The sequence below is a fragment of the Lysinibacillus sp. FSL W8-0992 genome (assembly GCF_038008685.1).
Classification (GTDB): Bacteria; Bacillota; Bacilli; order Bacillales_A; family Planococcaceae; genus Lysinibacillus.
Genome location: NZ_JBBOZQ010000001.1, coordinates 3437211 through 3451367 on the forward strand (window position 1 = coordinate 3437211; position 14157 = coordinate 3451367).

Annotated in this window: 15 protein-coding genes and 1 pseudogene; 6 read left to right on the forward strand and 10 right to left on the reverse strand. The window is 35.7% G+C overall.

Annotation, left to right across the window (positions count from 1 at the left end):
- Window positions 1-214: 214 nt before the first annotated feature.
- Both hmpA and NSQ74_RS17315 read left to right on the forward strand, forming a co-directional pair.
- Window positions 215-1423 (forward strand): NO-inducible flavohemoprotein, encoded by a 1209-nt coding sequence (hmpA, locus tag NSQ74_RS17310; RefSeq protein ID WP_340824966.1) that lies wholly within the window; start codon window positions 215-217, stop codon window positions 1421-1423.
- Window positions 1424-1617: 194 nt separating this feature from the next.
- Window positions 1618-2244, forward strand: coding sequence for a C40 family peptidase (locus NSQ74_RS17315; RefSeq protein WP_340824967.1), 627 nt, complete (start codon window positions 1618-1620; stop codon window positions 2242-2244).
- A 132-nt stretch (window positions 2245-2376) separates the two neighbouring features.
- Here NSQ74_RS17315 and NSQ74_RS17320 read toward each other — a convergent pair whose 3' ends face one another.
- Window positions 2377-3576: an MFS transporter gene (locus tag NSQ74_RS17320; protein WP_340826490.1), complete on the reverse strand. Its 1200-nt coding sequence runs from the start codon at window positions 3574-3576 to the stop codon at window positions 2377-2379.
- Window positions 3576-3974 carry a MarR family winged helix-turn-helix transcriptional regulator gene (locus NSQ74_RS17325; protein WP_340824968.1) on the reverse strand — a complete coding sequence of 133 codons (399 nt, stop codon included), beginning with the start codon at window positions 3972-3974 and terminating at the stop codon, window positions 3576-3578. Before NSQ74_RS17325 ends, NSQ74_RS17320 begins: the two co-directional genes overlap by 1 nt.
- Window positions 3975-4237: 263 nt before the next feature.
- On the opposite strand from NSQ74_RS17325, the gene NSQ74_RS17330 reads away from it, so the two are divergent.
- Window positions 4238-4792, forward strand: a complete 555-nt coding sequence (locus NSQ74_RS17330) for a DJ-1/PfpI family protein (RefSeq protein ID WP_340824969.1) — start codon at window positions 4238-4240, stop codon at window positions 4790-4792.
- A 30-nt stretch (window positions 4793-4822) separates the two neighbouring features.
- Here the strand turns inward: NSQ74_RS17330 and NSQ74_RS17335 are convergent, their stop codons facing one another.
- The 5 genes from NSQ74_RS17335 to NSQ74_RS17355 all read right to left on the reverse strand — a co-directional run bounded on the left by NSQ74_RS17335 (window position 4823) and on the right by NSQ74_RS17355 (window position 7905).
- Entirely contained in the window at window positions 4823-5146 is a 324-nt protein-coding gene (locus tag NSQ74_RS17335) for a DUF3889 domain-containing protein (RefSeq protein WP_340824971.1), read from the reverse strand.
- A 169-nt stretch (window positions 5147-5315) separates the two neighbouring features.
- Window positions 5316-5456, reverse strand: coding sequence for a hypothetical protein (locus tag NSQ74_RS17340; RefSeq protein WP_340824972.1), 141 nt, complete (start codon window positions 5454-5456; stop codon window positions 5316-5318).
- 17 nt (window positions 5457-5473) lie between these two features.
- Window positions 5474-5698, reverse strand: coding sequence for a hypothetical protein (locus NSQ74_RS17345; RefSeq protein ID WP_172771013.1), 225 nt, complete (start codon window positions 5696-5698; stop codon window positions 5474-5476).
- Window positions 5699-5901: 203 nt separating this feature from the next.
- Window positions 5902-6738: a type II pantothenate kinase gene (gene coaW / locus NSQ74_RS17350; protein ID WP_340824973.1), complete on the reverse strand. Its 837-nt coding sequence runs from the start codon at window positions 6736-6738 to the stop codon at window positions 5902-5904.
- Window positions 6739-7170: 432 nt separating this feature from the next.
- The gene (locus NSQ74_RS17355; protein ID WP_172771011.1) at window positions 7171-7905 is read right to left on the reverse strand and encodes an SDR family NAD(P)-dependent oxidoreductase; all 735 of its coding nucleotides are present in this window, start codon (window positions 7903-7905) and stop codon (window positions 7171-7173) included.
- 300 nt (window positions 7906-8205) lie between these two features.
- Here NSQ74_RS17355 and NSQ74_RS17360 point away from each other — a divergent pair, with 300 nt between their 5' ends.
- Window positions 8206-8991, forward strand: coding sequence for a squalene/phytoene synthase family protein (locus tag NSQ74_RS17360; protein ID WP_401019080.1), 786 nt, complete (start codon window positions 8206-8208; stop codon window positions 8989-8991).
- A gap of 87 nt (window positions 8992-9078) precedes the next feature.
- On the opposite strand, the gene NSQ74_RS17365 is transcribed toward NSQ74_RS17360, so the two are convergent.
- Window positions 9079-9567 (reverse strand): metal-dependent hydrolase, encoded by a 489-nt coding sequence (locus NSQ74_RS17365; protein ID WP_340824976.1) that lies wholly within the window; start codon window positions 9565-9567, stop codon window positions 9079-9081.
- Window positions 9568-9772: 205 nt separating this feature from the next.
- On the opposite strand from NSQ74_RS17365, the gene NSQ74_RS17370 reads away from it, so the two are divergent.
- Window positions 9773-11017 (forward strand): ferredoxin reductase family protein, encoded by a 1245-nt coding sequence (locus NSQ74_RS17370; RefSeq protein ID WP_340824977.1) that lies wholly within the window; start codon window positions 9773-9775, stop codon window positions 11015-11017.
- A 61-nt stretch (window positions 11018-11078) separates the two neighbouring features.
- Here the strand turns inward: NSQ74_RS17370 and NSQ74_RS17375 are convergent, their stop codons facing one another.
- Window positions 11079-12284 carry an MFS transporter gene (locus NSQ74_RS17375; protein ID WP_340824979.1) on the reverse strand — a complete coding sequence of 402 codons (1206 nt, stop codon included), beginning with the start codon at window positions 12282-12284 and terminating at the stop codon, window positions 11079-11081.
- A gap of 256 nt (window positions 12285-12540) precedes the next feature.
- Window positions 12541-13089, reverse strand: a pseudogene (locus NSQ74_RS17380) (nuclease-related domain-containing protein); the annotation flags it as partial.
- Between the two features lie 452 nt (window positions 13090-13541).
- Here NSQ74_RS17380 and NSQ74_RS17385 point away from each other — a divergent pair.
- Window positions 13542-14030 (forward strand): hypothetical protein, encoded by a 489-nt coding sequence (locus tag NSQ74_RS17385; RefSeq protein ID WP_340824981.1) that lies wholly within the window; start codon window positions 13542-13544, stop codon window positions 14028-14030.
- Window positions 14031-14157 lie beyond the last annotated feature (127 nt).

Genomic DNA, 14157 nt, shown 5'->3' on the forward strand with positions numbered 1-14157 from the left:
TTCGCACTAAAATCACATAAAAAGTTCAATAAAATCTAATATTCTATCGCTCATTTTATTTATATCAAAACAATATAACAATAGCTTCTCACGAATTTCAATTAAAAGAAGTATTATAGATACATGTTTGTGTCCATTTTGTTAAAGATGTATTTTATATATTGCTTTAAAGATACTTTAGGAATATAGTAAATCACGAAAGGACGTGTTCAACATGTTAGATCAACACACAATTAACGTTATTAAATCAACAGTACCAGTATTAGAGGTGCACGGCATAGCCATTACAAAAACATTCTATAGCAACTTATTTAAAGATAATCCATCATTATTAAATATTTTTAATCACACAAACCAAACTCAAGGTCGCCAACAAGGCGCTTTAGCAAATACAGTTTATGCAGCGGCTCAGCATATCGACAACTTAGAACCAATCGTTCCTGTAGTCGTACAAATTGCACATAAACACGTTAGTCTTGGGGTTTTACCTGAGCATTATCCGATTGTAGGTCAATACCTGCTTGCAGCAATTAAAGAAGTGTTAGGTGATGCGGCGACTGACGAAATCATTGAAGCATGGAGTAAAGCTTATGGTGTAATTGCAGATATTTTTATTTCGGTAGAAGAAGATTTATATAAAGCTGCTGAGCAAAATAATGGATGGCGTGCATTTAAACAGTTCAAAATTGCTCGCACTGTAAAAGAAAGCGATGATGTTACATCTTTCTACTTACAGCCAACAGACGGCTCAAAAGTACCAGCTTATAAACCAGGACAATATGTTTCTATTCGAGTAACTGCTTCAGGAGAAGAATATTTATTAAATCGTCAATATACTTTATCTCAACCAAGTAATGAACAAGAATTCCGTATTTCTGTGAAACGTGAAAGTCAGCACAATCCTAAAGGAAAAGTATCAAACTTTTTACACGATGCTACACTGGGCACAACAATTGACGTTAGTGCGCCAGCAGGTGTCTTCACATATGAACCAACAAATGCACCAGTACTATTCATTAGTGGTGGGATTGGCGTAACACCTTTAAATGCGATGTTACAAACAATTCAAAATAAAGAAAACGTTACATTCATTCAATGTGCACGTAATGAAAATGTTCTTGCTTTCCATGAAGACATTCAAAATAAAATGAACGCATTAAACGGCCCAACTGGTTTAAGCAAGCTGTTCAGTGTATTCAAAAAAGACAGTAATGCACATCATAAAGTGTTATACTCTGAAAAAAATGAGTACATTAACGCTAACGTATTACGCCCTCTTTTAACAAAAGATACACAAGTGTATATTTGCGGACCAACTCCATTTATGGAAGCTGCTATTAATGCTTTACATGAATGCAATATCGTTGACGGTCAAATTCATTACGAATTCTTCGGTCCTGCGCTCCAATTAAATACAAAATAAAAAAAAGAACTAGCTTTGCGATGCGCATGGCTAGTTTTTTGATGCTTAAGTCTTACTCTCATTGAAAATCACTTCAATATTATATTAAATGTATCCTTAATGTTATTTTGTTGACATAGAACTGTAATATAAGCGTGTTAATATCATTATTGTACCAAGTAATACGTTTTAATGTTTTTAGGAGGATACATATTATGAAAAAGAATAAACGAAATAAGTGGGGGATGAAATTAGCAGTATTAGCGTTAGGCTCTTCTGTACTTTTTTCAACAATTGACACAGCATCAGCTGCAACATATACAGTTAAATCTGGGGATTCCCTTTGGAAGATTGCCACTCAAAACGGCATTTCTTATCAAACTTTGATGAGTTGGAATAACCTAACTTCATCAAATATTCGAGTTGGACAAACATTAACTCTAAATAGCACAGCTAATAAGGCTCCTAGCACCCCTGCTAAAACACCGGCAAACCTTATCCAAATTGCGAAACAGCAATTAGGTGTAAAATATACATTTGGAGGTAGTAAACCGAGCACAGGTTTTGATTGCTCAGGCTATATCACTTATGTATATAATAATGCCGGTATTTCAACGAGCCGTAAATCAGCAGCAGGCTTTTATTATGCAGCGAAAAAGGTAAGTTCGCCACAAGTAGGTGATTTAGTATTTTTCGCTAACACTTATAAAGCAGGTATTTCTCACGCAGGTATTTATATCGGAAATAACCAAATGATTAATGCAAGTGACGGCGGCGTTAGCATCGCTAACATTAACAGCACCTACTGGAAGAAATACTTTGTAGGTTATGGTCGTTTATAATTTATATGAAAACAGTTAGGCATGTCCTAACTGTTTTTCTTATAAACTCAACGGTAAAGCCAAAATAAAATCGCCCTTTACAATAGTAATGGGCGATTTTTATTTTTTACCGGCAATTTTCAGCGGTTATTGCTATTGAATATGTGCCACCTTTTTTGATTTTAACTTTGCTAAACGCAGTAAATAAATCATAAAGACAACGCCGAGTACACCTGCACCTGTTAAATAGACGGATGCATACCCTACTTGCACTGCGACCATCCCTAAAATATATGATCCAAGGGCAATACCAAGGTCAAACATTGTAAAGTATGTTGCTGTTGCGTAGCCACTACGAGTATGTGCTGTTGATTGGACAGCTAGTGCTTGTAAGCTTGTTGTTACCGCTCCGTAGCCAAATCCAACAAAAACTGCCGAAAATAAGAATAACGCTGGTCCTGAAACATTCGCAAGAAGGATTAATCCAATTGCAAATGAAATAATACCAGGGATAATTACAAATTGCGGCCCTTTCGTATCATAAAGCTTTCCAGTATAAGGTCGTGTAATTAGCATGGCCGCTGCAAACACTGCATAAAAGAAACTTGCCACAGACATTAGATCCTTTTGCTGTGCGTACACTGACAAAAATGATAATACACTAGCATAGGCAAACGCAACCAAGCTGGCAATAGCCGCTACTGGTAACGCTTTTCGTTCAAATAAATCATTAAATTTAAAAGTTAGTTTCCCTTGATGATCGGGTTTCGGTAAATCATCTGTATTAATCGTTACAGCTAGAATACCACCCGCTAAAACACAAATACTCATGACAATAAATAATACATTAAAACTGCTATATTGAATAAGAAGTAAACCGATAAATGGACCAATAACAACTGCTAAATTCGTGGACATTGTAAAATAACCTAACCCTGTGCCTTTGCGACTGATCGGTACAATATCTGCTGCTAAAGAACCTGCTGCTGTCGTAATAATACTAAAGAAAATCCCTTGTACAAAACGTAAAGCTAATAAAAGACCAAATGGATGAATAAATAAATATAATATCGTACATAAGAAATAACCTACAATCGCAATGACTAAAAGCTTTTTCTTGCCGAACACATCCAATAATTTACCTGAAAATGGACGTACAATGATAGCTGATAATAAGAAACCTGATAATAGTAATCCCGCTTCCTTATCTGTTTGGTGTAGCTCGCCGATCGCATACAGTGGCAAAGTCGTTACCAAACCATAAAAAACAAAAAATACCGATATATTTGTTATAAATAAACTAATGAACCGCTTCGTCCATATTTGTGTGTTGCCCTCTTGCTGCACATCAATCAACCTTTCATTTTTTGCAATAGATTTATAAATTGTGACTGCTCTTCAACAGTAAGTGAACCTACCATTTCCTCCTCAAACGCTAAGATCGTTTCAGTAATCTTCGGTAGTTGTTCCTCCGCCATCGCTGATAATGTCACAATTTTTTCGCGCTTATCCTCTCCATCAATTCGTTCCACCCAGCCTAAAGTTTCTAGCCTGGAAATAGCTCTCGTTATACTTGGCGCTTCGACATTCAAATATTTCCAAATTTGTGTCAATGTCATTGGACCATGTGTATGTAAGCAATATAAAATTGTCCATTGCGAGCTATACAGCTGGTGCTGTTTCAATACTTCATTCAAGCAATTTGTTAAATAGCGACTTTTTTGAAATAAAGCATGGAAAACGGGATTCATATTATCACTCTCCTTAATTATTTACCTAGCTAAATAAATACTATACGCCTCATTTTTTAGGTTGTAAAGTATGTTGTTTTTGCTGCAATCTGCGATTTATTGGATTTTATCAGCGTTTCTTTCGGGTTTTGTGGCGTTTTTCATGCATTTCTTGGCGATTCCGAGAAGTTTATTGGCGATTCAATGCTTTTATCCGTGTTAGCAGGGAATTTACAATAAATGTCGAATACAGCTACTAGACTTATAAAAAGGGAGATGGGAACATGGGGAAAAACATACTAATCATCGCAGGCGATGCTGTAGAGGCATTGGAGATTTATTATCCATATTACCGTTGTTTAGAAGCTGGCTACGAAGTGTCCATTGCTGCACCGTCAGTAAAAAAACTACAAACCGTTTGTCATGATTTTGTTGAGGGTGTGGACACTTATATAGAGCGTCCAGCTTATGGCTTAGAAGCAACGGCAGCCTTTGCGGATATCGACCCAACACAATTTGATGGCTTAATCATCCCTGGTGGTCGCGCGCCTGAATACATTCGATTAAATGAGCATGTCCCAGCGATTGTGAGCCATTTCTTTGAGGCGAATAAACCTATTGCAGCGGTATGCCACGCGGCACAAATTTTTGCAACAATTCCAGATGTACTTAAAGGACGTGAACTTACTGCCTATATTGCCTGCAAACCAGAAGTCCAAGTAGCAGGTGGTACGTATATCGAAGCAAATTTACACACAGATGGCAACCTTGTTAGTGGTCACGCTTGGCCTGATTTACCTGGATTAATGCGTGAATTTATTCAAAAAGTAGAAGGATAAAGATGAAGAGGATGCCGAATCGGGCATCCTCTATTTAGCTGTTTCCTGAAGCTCAACATCCAACACTTTTTGTGTTTCAGTCGTATACTTAATTCTTACATAAACACCGAATTCTTTGTCTCCCTCTTTTAACCAAAGCTTAAATTTTTCTATGGTTGCCTCTTCATTCACTTCACTACCCTCATGTAAGTAGTCGATAATTTTTGAATTGGGGTATGATGATTGTGTCTTTTCAATAGCAAGTTTCCCCCATTTAGCATAGGCAGGCGTTACCTCGGCATGTGCATCCAGCATCGGTAGTGTCACGGCTTGAGGTATCATAAAAATTCCAAGTGCTACAAGTAATTTGCGCATGTTTTGAGCTCCTTTCTTTTTATAGAATGTGCAACAAATAAAAAATCATTATGTTTCTCAGCTTTATTGAAGAAAATGGCACTGTTCTTATTATGTAATTCTCGGTATAGCTTTGCTTTAACTACAAAAAATAAATGCTCCAGATGTTATCTTTGGAGCATCCAATATTTTAGGGTCTTTTTGTACTTGGTTGTTGAGGGTTATTATGAATTACTTTATTAAATTCTGCTGAATATTCTTCCCGATCATTTCTTTTATGTGTATCTTCCTTTTTTTTCTTTTTAAAGCTTGTTTTACTTTTCTTTGCCATTGCTAACTCCCTCCAATTTAGCTCTTTTTATTAGATTGTTGATTTTTATCATGATTGGTTTTATTGTTTTTATTTTTCGCTTTGGCATCAAATTCCGCACTGAATTCTTCATTTAGATTATCATTTGGGTTATTGTTATTACTATTACTGTCATCAAGGTCTTTACTTTTGTAAGTTCCAAAAGGATTGTGTGTCCTTGCATTCATTGTTTTTTTGCTGTTTTTGTTATTTCTATTGCCCATAACTTATTCACCTCCTACTTGTAATTTGCTCAGGAGTGAAGGAATTATGCTTTGGGGAAAACTTCAATGGGAGAAGATACAATGGCAAGATTTGCAATCAAAAACATGGGGGATTTTAAACAAAAAACCTTCTCCATTCCGTTTAAAATAGAAAAAATGTACATCACCAATAATCATTAGTAATGTACATTTTTATTTGTCATTTAGACAATTGTATATTCAGTTATATTAAGTAAAGCACCGACTGCACCTGAAAAACCGTGGTCATTGATAAATATAGGTGTATGTTTTTTCGTCCGTGTATAATTGGCAATAACATGTGTAAGGTGGTCATTATGACTAAGAGTTGAGCCAATATAAACGATATGCTGCGCATTTTTTTCCTCGGCATATTGAATACTTAGCGTCGTAATAACCTCACCAACAAGTCCTTGCACAGTCGCAATAATATCCTCTGGAGGATGTTTCATTTCCTCCGTAATACCGACTTTACCAAAATTACTTGCAGTCAAATGCCCGTCAATTGGCGTATCCATTCCTTGATAAATATCTTTTACAAGTAAATCGACACCTTCACGATTACCTCTTGTAGCCAGCTCACGGATTTCATTGTAATCTGTAATTCCTGTTGTAAGCGCTGACAATCCAATTAATGTGCCACCGCCTACGCCTGTACCACCAACGCGAATATGTGTATTATCTTCCATATAATGAATGGAAGTTCCCGTTCCAATATTGGTAATCATACTACGCTCAAAGTAATATCCTTCTTTATTTAGTAAAAAACGAACACCCTTCAATGTAGCTTCAAATTCTACTATATAATGAATCGATTTCATTGTTTTTATGACATCAAGTAATTGTTCTGTACGTCCCCCCGTAACACCAATATCCTCAATATCTGGATTATTTTTAATCCACTCCATTACAGTCTGCAAATCATTTGACGGAAAAGTTGTTAAAATAAGTTCGTTTTGCTCGTCTAAGTAGGCAACCTTCGTCAATGTGCCGCCTGCATCAATACCTATAGCCTTTGGCATACCATTCTCCTTTAACTTTATTCAGCAGAAAAATTTTTCCTACCTAAATAGATGGTTAGATGAATACTAGTTTACTCTTTTATTCAGTGAGTGTCTAAACGCTAACTGATTAAAGTTCATGCCTCCGGCGATTGTCAACGATTTCGAAAGGAGTTTATTGTGTATGCACAATTCAAAATCCTGACACACTGGTTCTGCGCGAAAGCGAAACGTCAGCGATAATTAAGCCGAGGCGCAAGTGAATATTCGCCCTCCCTAAACTTTACCGCTGTTGAAATGATTGTGCAATAACTTGGCAAACTTTCATGAAAAAAAACATGAAAAATAGCAAAATTAATAGATAAATGCAATAAATATTTACATTTTATGCAAAAAAAAGAGCCGCTGTTAAAACAGTCGACTCTTTTTATTATAACATTCTAAAAAAGCTAATTATTGTGCAGAGTATCCGCCATCAATTACAAGCTCGCCACCTGTGATGTAAGAAGCTTCATCAGATGCTAAGAATAAAATAGCGTTTGCAACTTCTTCTGGTTGTCCAAGACGACCCATTGGAGTAGCACGAACTAACATGTCCATTGCTTCTTTGAATTGACCGATGTTAGCAGTCATTGGTGTTTCAATTACACCAGGGAATACTGTGTTTACACGAATGTTAGATCTACCTAATTCAGCAGCTGCTGCACGTGCGATTGCGCGTAAAGAACCTTTTGAAGCTGTATAAGAGTTTAAGCCAGAACCGATAATAGCAGTGTATGATGATGTATTAACGATTGAGCCTTTTCCAGCTTCTTTCATGTATTTAGAAACATGTTTAATTCCTAAGAAAGGACCGAATGAGTTAATTTTGTGCATGATAGCCCAATCTTGGTCTGTAATATCTTGTGGAGATTTTTGTGAAGAAATACCAGCATTGTTGATTAAAATATCGATACGACCATATTTTTCAACAACTGCTTTTGTAAATTCAGCCCAGTTTTCATCAGAAGAAACGTCTAATTTCATGCCTTCTACGTTTTCTAATTCAGAAATTTTTGCTAAATTTTCTTCGTTAATATCAGCAGCAATTACGATTGCGCCCTCTTTAGTGAATAGCTCTGCCATTGAAGCGCCCATTCCTGATGCGCCACCTGTAATAATTGCGATTTTGTTGTCTAAACGTCCCATTAAAAAAACTTCCTCTCTCTTCTATTTCGCCTAAGCGTATTTAGCGTTGTTATGTAACTTTAATTACAAACAGTCGCCTAGCACTTTAAAACTAATGCAGTTTTCTGTCAAACTGTATATGTTTAAATAGTTTACTATTAAACTTTATCATAATTTTGAAGCGTTTTCAAAGAATATGACCGATATTTGAACAATCTGTTTTCACTTTCCTCAATTTTGCGATACGATATACATTGAGGCTTGACTATTTGAACGGAGGAAAAACACGTGAAAGATAAAAAAACACTTTATAAAGAAGCGATGCAAGTTTTAAAAGAAACGAGTCGCACATTTTATATACCTATTACTTTTTTAAAAAATGATTTAAAAATGTCAGTTGCTGCTGCATATTTAGCGATGCGTGCCATTGACGAAATCGAAGACCATGAAGAACTTTCGAATGATGTGAAATTCGATTTACTTTCCGCAACAAGTGAATTATTAAAAGAAGAGTTCGATGAAGTAGCCTATAATACTTTACTAGCTCCATACGCTGAACAATTACCCGAAGTTTCCCTTCGTTTAGCGGATTGGCTAACATTTTGCCCAGACGGCTCTCGAGAAATTGTCCAAGCATCTACAAGTGAAATGGCATATGGCATGGCAAAATGGGCAAAAGCAAATTGGCAAGTGCATACACGTGAAGATTTGGATGACTATACATACTATGTTGCAGGACTCGTTGGGACAATGCTGTCAGAGTTATGGGCATGGGGTGCAGACGTTCAAACAGATCGCGAATTAGCAATTGGCTACGGTCGAGGACTACAAGCAGTCAATATTTTACGTAATCAGCATGAGGATTTAGACGAGCGTGGTGTAAGCTTTGTGCCGGACGGTTGGACACGAGAAGATTTGTTTGCCTATGCCGAGGAAAACCTAGCGAAAGCAGATCTTTATATGAAGGCAATCAATAAGCGTACGATTTTATTGTTCTGTCGTCTTCCACTTGCTTTAGCCCATAAAACATTAAAAGCAATGCAAGAAGGTCGTGAAAAAATGACGCGCGCTGAAGTAGAGCAAACTGTAGAAGAGATTCAAAAATAGGTGCCTGGCACCCACACAATTCACTACAATTCATAAAAATTCAAAAGCCCTTGTGTTGAGATTGGTCTCACACAAGGGCTTTATTGTTCATATGACGCTGACGAATCGACTAATTAGCTCATAGCCGAAATATAGAGAAAGTACCGATAATAATGTAAAGACAACTTTTTCTACTTTTCCGCCAGTTTTCGTTGTTAAAGGAAAGCGCACTGACATGTTTATCGGGAAAAATAGCTTCACCCCTTGTTTCGTCCCCATATCGAGGACAATATGACTCACCATGCCTACTAAAAGTCCCGCAATAATCGATTCATATGGGATTATTGTGTGTAACAGTGTCGCTACAAGAAACAAAAACAGTAAACTATGTGTAAAGGAACGATGTCCAAATAGCTTGTTAACAATTTTTGAAATGATGGGAAATGTCCGCCCAATTTTGCTTCCGCCATGGCAAATATCCGGAATTAATGCTCCGATAATACCAGCTCCAACTAATACGAATGGATTATCATTTGAAATTTGAGCAAAGGCAAGGCTAGCTGTGATGCCTCCAATGATGTGTGTATTCCCTTGCATAATTACTCCCTCTCTATGTACTGTAATTTTACTTTCCTAATGTAACATATTCTCCTCCAAAAGAGAACATACATTCCAAACATACGTTTTATTTTTTTACTTTACGTTGACTACTTTCGAAATTCTCCAAAGCGAGCCTAAAATTTTTGTAATGAAATTGTATATCTAGTAGGTCTAACGTGAAAAATGACTACGGGAGGTAGCTATGAAAACGTATAAAGGAATGCTATTTATTTTCATCACGATGCTTGGGAGTGCGTTACTATGGTATTGTGCAACGCCGATTGAAACTTTACATGAGTTAAATAGGCTCAGCCATATTATTGGGGGCATGGCAATTACAGGATTCTTTCTTGTTTTTTTACTTGCCACAAGAAATAAAATTCTCGAACGGTGGTTTCATGGCTTAGAACATGTCTATAAATATCATAAGTATTTGGCGATTCTATCATTAGGGCTAGTGATTTTACACAGTCAATTGCAAGATTTAGTGCCACATGGGGATAAAGGGATAGAAACTCCGCTCAATGAATTAGCAAAGAAATTTGGTGAGCTTGCGCAATATGGCTTTATCGGGCTAATCGCCATTGCACTATTAGCAAAATTTCTGAAATATGAGCATTGGCGCTATATTCACCGTTTATTGCTTTTACCGTATGCGATTGGCCTTTACCATGTCTACTTTTCAAGCAAGTATGATTTATTTCAAGTGACACCCCTCGGTATTTTTACTGCAATAACTGCCATTATAGGGACAATGTCCGCTTTATATATGCTTACAATGTATCAAGATATGCGATTTAAACATACAGGTAACGTTACAGGCATCCGAAAGATGGGTGCTAGCGCAGTTGAATTAGAATTAACATTAGATCGAAAATTCCCCTATCGTCATGGTCAGTATATCTTTTTAAAAATATTCCAAGATGGTTTAGAAAAAGCACCACACCCCTTCTCCATTTCAGGCGGAGATGGTCATAAAATTTTTGTATCGATTAAGGCACTTGGCGATTTTACTAAAAAGGTAAATACACAAATACAATTGCAAACACAAGTATCCATTGAAGGCCCCTACGGTCATCTAAACTTTGACAAAGGTTATCAACAACAAATTTGGATAGCTGGTGGTGTAGGTATTACGCCTTTTATATCGTATTTACAATCGCAACCTACTGATCGCGAAATTGAATTATTTTACACGTTCCGTGGAGAAAACGATGCTATCTATAAAATTTTTTTACAAAAATACGCAGAAAACAATAAGCATTTTAAAGTGAATTTTATCGATACGACCACCATGGACAGACTTACTTTCGATCATTATTCAGTGCCAGTGCATACGAGCATCTTTTTGTGTGGCCCTGAGAAAATGGTGAAGTACTTTATTAAGCATTTCAAATCCGACAGTAGCGATATCGACATCAACTATGAAACCTTTAAATTTAAATAACGTATCCAAAAAAAGAGGCTACATCCAATAGTAGGAATGTGAGCCTCTTTCTCGCTTATTATCATTTAATAATTTTACGACTAAACAAATGCCTATTTTTCACTATAATGACACTTACGACTGCAAGTAATAGCCCCGAAATCAAAAAGACTAGTCTTACGCCTATAACATCTGCAATTATTCCCATCATAAGAGAGGAAATGCCAAATGCCCCCGTAGAAATCGCACTTAAAGAAGTATATACAGAGGACAGTTCTCCTTTTGGGACACTCGTTTGAATAACCGTATGTTGTGGGATGCTCTTTATTTGGCCAAAAAACCCAACGCAAAAAGTTAATAATAATGCGATAATTGGAATACTATTAACACTAAAAAAAATGGTTGCTATAAACATAAACAAAGAACCAATAAACATCACTTTCGCTAATTGCCGCTCAATAAAAGATGTATATTTAACACAATAAACGCTTCCTGCTATTAAACCTACAAAAAATGTGCCATTCAAAAAGCCCCACCATTGCTCGTCAACTAGTAAAGCATCCGTGACAAATACCAATATAATTGCAGCAATCCAAACCGTACCTGCAATCGATTCGAGAAAATCTATCCAAACAATCTTTCTTAACAGTGGCGTATGCCAAAGTAATTTCCAGCCTTTGATAACTTGTTCTATTTTCCCTTGTTGTGCAAGTGATTGATGGTCAACATTTTCTAACAAGCATAAGACAATACTGGCCACTGTAAACAAACAGCCCACTACCCAAACTACTTGCTGGGAACTTAGAAAAAGTAAAAATAGGCTACCTACGAACCACATAACGGTTTGAATAAATTGAGTGACTGCTTCGTCAATGCCATTTGCCTTCAATAATTGTTCGTCTTTCACATAATGTGGAACCAATGTCTGTCTTATTGGATTCGCGCAACCATCAAGAAATGCAACCATACTTATAACAATAAACAACAAGTAAAAGTTAGTCGCTGTTGTTACATATAACTGTAGCCCTAATAAAAATAATAAACAGGTCTTTCCTATTTGCGAACCTGCCATTAACCATTTTAAATTCACTTTTTCAAACAAAAGCGGAGTCAATATGCTTGATACAAACATTGATGAAGCAATTGTAAATGGCACAAATGATGCTGCAATAGCCGATTCCGTTACAACGTAAATTAAATGAATAATGCTCACTATATATAAAACATCACCTATATTTGCCAGTGACTGACCGATCAGTAATAATGAAAAATTTCTACCCAATTTCATAATAAACCCCCATTTTCAAGAAATTAAATTTATCGAAATGGGTGATTTTTAAATTGGACTGTTCATGTAAACTTTCCTCCCCCATTTTTCACGAAATGAAATTCATTCAAATGGGTGATTTTTAAATTGGACTACACATGCAAACTGCCCTCCTTTTGTCTAGTAGATAAATCTTGGGGGAATTAGATTTATCAAAAATTTTGTATGTAAATTTTCCGTAGAAAAGCTTATGCCTTAGTATATTCAAAAATCAGTCCTAATTTTTATATTTTTGTTGAATGGTTTGAAGATGTTGCGCTTTTACTACCTCTGATACTTGCATTAGTGGCAGTAGTTTCGTATAGATGGCTTCAATATCACTTTGCGAGAAAAATGAAGGACCTGATTGATTACGGATTTCTATAAAACGTCGTACATTTTCTCGCTTTAACACATGTACATTTTCAGACGTTACCTCCACTTTTTTCAACTGACAGCGCTCACTGAAAACAATGACAGAATGTAAAGCTTCATCTGGTAGTCCTAGAAAATTTTGAATTGCTCTTATATGGGTGGCATTTTGACGAATTGGGTTATAAAATTTAAATTTTTTATTATTAGGCATTGTTTGTGTCCATTGACTTTGATTTTCATTGCCAAAAATCCATCCACTATAGTTTTTAGACTCTATTACATATAGACCAGACCGATCTATATAAACTAAATCCACTTCCGTCCAGTCATTTGAATTCTTTTTTTGAATATACACATTAAATAATTGCTTATGACTTTTGAAAGCATACTTTTCAATTTTACGTGATGTTAAATACTCTCCATACCTTCATTTATCAAATATTACCTTAAACATGTTGTAATTGGTTAACCCATAGTAAATACTTGCTCGATAGTTTTTTTGCTTAAAATAAATAATTGATATTGCCATTATAATGACTAATAACAAGAAAATTAATAACACAAATTCTTTCCTCCTTATAATAAGTTTTTAGGTTCAAGTTATAATCTTTATTTCTTACCGTCCTCCAACTAATTCGGTAAGTCAAAGCACAAATCATTCACCACACAATTATACCAATATTTTCTAAATTAAACGTATTTTATTTACATAGCATGAAAAACGGGATGAATTCATAAAGTGATTTAATGTTCTCTGAAATATTTAGTCTATATATCTCGGAATATTGCTAAAAATTTCTTGGGAATTGTTATGGATTTAAATCTTAAGTTAATTATTAAATTTGTTGAAAGGGAGGTTTTTTGATGAGTTATTATGATCCGTATTATAGTGATTATGATGCAGTCTTCGGTGGCTTTATGGTTGTGTTTCTTTTAATATTTTTTGCAATGTTAATTATTGGGTATATTGTTAATGCACTAATTTATTTTATGACATCTAAAACAAATGGCTTTAGCGATATAGCTTATATTGCTTGGATTCCTATTATAAACATTTACAGCCTTTTCCTACTAACGGCTAACGGTGATGATGATGTGACAATTCGTGCTGCAGCGAAAAAAACGACCTTAATTTATGCAGGATTGTTTATCGTTTCGTTTATTCCTGCTGTTGGTGTAATCGCGTCACTCGTTATGTTTTGCTATTGGATTTATTACTCCTATCGTCTCTTATATCGTTGGACTGGAGATACCGGCAAAGCTGTTCTCTATATGATCTTATCAATTATTACTGGCGGCTTATTCTTTGCCATTTACGGCTTAATGCGAATGAAACGCCCATTCATAGTATAAATTTCAGCGTTTATAGTCCTCTTTCGTTCAAAAGAATGAAAGAGGATTTTTTTGCTTAAGTAAGTTTTTCTATTCCTATTTTATACAATTTATTTTAGCAAACACTTCTTCCTCATATTTCCAATAT

What these genes read in the sequence shown, in the direction of transcription:
- hmpA (WP_340824966.1), top strand. Translation starts at nt 215, where the DNA reads ATGTTAGATCAACACACAATTAACGTTATTAAATCAACAGTACCAGTA.
- NSQ74_RS17315 (WP_340824967.1), top strand. Translation starts at nt 1,618, where the DNA reads ATGAAAAAGAATAAACGAAATAAGTGGGGGATGAAATTAGCAGTATTA.
- NSQ74_RS17325 (WP_340824968.1), bottom strand. Translation starts at nt 3,974, where the DNA reads ATGAATCCCGTTTTCCATGCTTTATTTCAAAAAAGTCGCTATTTAACA.
- NSQ74_RS17330 (WP_340824969.1), top strand. Translation starts at nt 4,238, where the DNA reads ATGGGGAAAAACATACTAATCATCGCAGGCGATGCTGTAGAGGCATTG.
- NSQ74_RS17335 (WP_340824971.1), bottom strand. Translation starts at nt 5,146, where the DNA reads ATGCGCAAATTACTTGTAGCACTTGGAATTTTTATGATACCTCAAGCC.
- NSQ74_RS17340 (WP_340824972.1), bottom strand. Translation starts at nt 5,456, where the DNA reads ATGGCAAAGAAAAGTAAAACAAGCTTTAAAAAGAAAAAAAAGGAAGAT.
- NSQ74_RS17345 (WP_172771013.1), bottom strand. Translation starts at nt 5,698, where the DNA reads ATGGGCAATAGAAATAACAAAAACAGCAAAAAAACAATGAATGCAAGG.
- coaW (WP_340824973.1), bottom strand. Translation starts at nt 6,738, where the DNA reads ATGCCAAAGGCTATAGGTATTGATGCAGGCGGCACATTGACGAAGGTT.
- NSQ74_RS17355 (WP_172771011.1), bottom strand. Translation starts at nt 7,905, where the DNA reads ATGGGACGTTTAGACAACAAAATCGCAATTATTACAGGTGGCGCATCA.
- NSQ74_RS17360 (WP_401019080.1), top strand. Translation starts at nt 8,206, where the DNA reads ATGCAAGTTTTAAAAGAAACGAGTCGCACATTTTATATACCTATTACT.
- NSQ74_RS17365 (WP_340824976.1), bottom strand. Translation starts at nt 9,567, where the DNA reads ATGCAAGGGAATACACACATCATTGGAGGCATCACAGCTAGCCTTGCC.
- NSQ74_RS17370 (WP_340824977.1), top strand. Translation starts at nt 9,773, where the DNA reads ATGAAAACGTATAAAGGAATGCTATTTATTTTCATCACGATGCTTGGG.
- NSQ74_RS17375 (WP_340824979.1), bottom strand. Translation starts at nt 12,284, where the DNA reads ATGAAATTGGGTAGAAATTTTTCATTATTACTGATCGGTCAGTCACTG.
- NSQ74_RS17385 (WP_340824981.1), top strand. Translation starts at nt 13,542, where the DNA reads ATGAGTTATTATGATCCGTATTATAGTGATTATGATGCAGTCTTCGGT.